This is a genomic window from Methylobacterium oxalidis (assembly GCF_007992195.1).
In the GTDB taxonomy this organism is placed as follows: Bacteria; Pseudomonadota; Alphaproteobacteria; order Rhizobiales; family Beijerinckiaceae; genus Methylobacterium; species Methylobacterium oxalidis.
The window spans coordinates 1-1,643 of record NZ_BJZU01000273.1 but is presented as its reverse complement, the minus strand read 5'-3'; the positions used below and the strand labels follow the sequence as shown (position 1 = coordinate 1,643).

The window sequence follows — 1,643 nt, the reverse complement described above, 5'->3', positions numbered from 1 at the left end:
CCGAGGAGCCGGGAGGCCGCGAGCACCACGACGCTCACGAGGGCGATGAGGAGCGTCGAGGCGGCGTTGATCTCGGGATTCACCCCGAGGCGGACTTGGCTGTAGAGGCGCATCGGCAGGGTCGTGGCGCCGGGGCCCGAGACGAAGCTCGCGATGACGAGGTCGTCGAGAGACAGGGTGAAGGCCAGGAGGAAGCCCGCGACCACGGCCGGCGCCAGCAGCGGCAGGGTGACCGTGCGGAAGACCCGCGCCGGGCCGGCCCCTAGATCGGCCGCGGCCTCCTCCAGCGTGCGGTCGAGCCCCTTCAGGCGGGCGCCCACGATCACCGCCACGAAGCCCGTGCCGAAGGTCGCATGCGCGATGACGATGGTGGCGAGGCCCCGATCGAGCCCGATGCCGACGAACAGGAGCAGCAGGGACAGGCCGGTGATCACCTCCGGCATCACCATCGGCGCGTAGACGAGGGCCGTGAACAGGCCGCGCCCGCGGAAGCGCCCGTGCCGCTCGAGCGCCAGCGCCGCGAGCGTGCCGAGCAGGGTGGCGATGAGGCCGGCCACCAGCGCCACCCGCAGGCTGACCCAGGCAGCCTCGATCAGCGGCCCGTCCGAGAACAGCACTCCGTACCAGCGAGTGGAGAAGCCGCCCCAGACCGTGACGAGCGCGGAGGCGTTGAACGAGAACACGACGAGCACGAGGATCGGCGCGTAGAGAAAGGCGAGGCCGAGGACGAGGGCCGTGCGGGTGAAGGCGGTCACGGGCGGGTTCCCCGCATCACCGGGCCGCCTCGCCGCGCCGGGTCTCCGCCTCGCGAAACAGCACGACGGGGCCGACCAGGATCACGAGGAGCAGGATCGCCACCGCCGAGGCGAGCGGCCAGTCGCGGTTCGAGAAGAACTCGCTCCACAGGACGCGGCCGAGCATCAGCGTGTCCGAGCCGCCGAGAAGGTCCGGGATGATGAACTCGCCGACCATCGGGATGAAGCAGAGGAGCGCCCCGGCGGCGAGCCCGGGCAGCGACAGAGGCAGGGTCACGGTCCAGAACACCCGGGTCGGCGAGGCGCCGAGATCGGCCGCCGCCTCCCGCAGGGCCGGGTCGATGCGGCTCGTCACGGCGTAGAGCGGCAGCACCATGAAGGGCAGGTAGGCGTAGACGAGCCCGATCATCACCGCGGCCTGCGTGTTGAGGATCTCCAGCGGCTCGCGGATCAGCCCGAGCCGCAGGAGGCCGGCGTTCAGGAGGCCCTCGGGCTTGAGGATGGCGATCCAGGCGTAGACCCGGATCAGGAAGCTCGTCCAGAACGGCACCACGAGGAGCGCCACGAGGAGGGGCTGCAGGCGCCCGGGGGCGCGTGCCATCGCGTAGGCGAGCGGCGTGCCGAGGCAGACGAGGATGGCGGTCGCGGCGAGCGCGAGGCCGAGCGAGGAGAGGGCGGCGTCCCGGTAAAGGGCGTCGCCCGCGATCGTCTCGTAGTTCCCGAAGTGCAGCGCCTCCAGGAAGGTCGACCAGCCCTCGATGCCGCTCTGCCAGTCGAGCACCGGCAGGTAGGGCGGCATCGCGGTGGCGGGCTCGGACAGGCTGATCTTCAGCGTGATCGCGAAGGGCACGAGGAAGAAGGCGCCGAGCCAGAGGAAGGGCGGCAGCC

At 71.6% G+C, this 1,643-nt stretch carries 2 protein-coding genes; both read right to left on the bottom strand.

Going from position 1 to position 1,643, the window contains the following annotated elements; all coding sequences use genetic code 11:
• A partial coding sequence (locus MOX02_RS30490) for an ABC transporter permease (protein ID WP_147029491.1) occupies positions 1-755 on the bottom strand: 755 nt, incomplete at its 3' end.
• Between the two features lie 16 nt (positions 756-771).
• Entirely contained in the window at positions 772-1,641 is an 870-nt protein-coding gene (locus MOX02_RS30485) for an ABC transporter permease (protein ID WP_147029490.1), read from the bottom strand.
• Positions 1,642-1,643: the final 2 nt, after the last annotated feature.